General features: G+C 67.6%; 1 protein-coding gene and 1 pseudogene. One reads left to right on the forward strand and one right to left on the reverse strand.

The annotated features are described in order from the left end of the window. A pseudogene (locus I5W_RS21350) lies at positions 1-201 on the reverse strand (NAD(P)-dependent oxidoreductase); the annotation flags it as partial. A 9-nt stretch (positions 202-210) separates the two neighbouring features. On the opposite strand from I5W_RS21350, the gene I5W_RS21355 reads away from it, so the two are divergent. Then, a partial coding sequence (locus tag I5W_RS21355) for a hypothetical protein (RefSeq protein ID WP_044530741.1) occupies positions 211-392 on the forward strand: 182 nt, incomplete at its 3' end.

Here is a 392-nt window from a genome sequence, read left to right on the forward strand (position 1 = left end):
CTGCACGATCGCCGCCGATGTCGTGGGCGGCTCGACTGGCAACACATCCAGCGCCGCGCCCTTGAGCTGACCGTTTTCCAGCGCGGCCAGCAGGTCGTCGATCTGGATGAGCCCGCCGCGTGCGGAATTGACCAGGTAGCTTTGCGGCGGCAGCAGCGCCAGCAGCGAGGCATCGATCATGTTGCGCGTCTCATCGAGCAGGCCCGCCGCATGGGCTATGCCAATGTCTTCGAAGCGATCCGCGCCGGCATCCCCTGGCGCCCGGTGCTGGCCGATGGTAGTGGCCTGCAGCGGCGTCCCCATGCCCTGGCGCGCGGCAGCCAGAGCGCCATCGTGGTCGGCTACTGGGGCGAAACCCAGGCCAACGGCGTTGATGAAATCTGCTGTGACCG

The organism is Herbaspirillum sp. B65, from assembly GCF_000333555.1.
Lineage (GTDB): Bacteria > Pseudomonadota > Gammaproteobacteria > Burkholderiales > Burkholderiaceae_D > Herbaspirillum > Herbaspirillum rubrisubalbicans.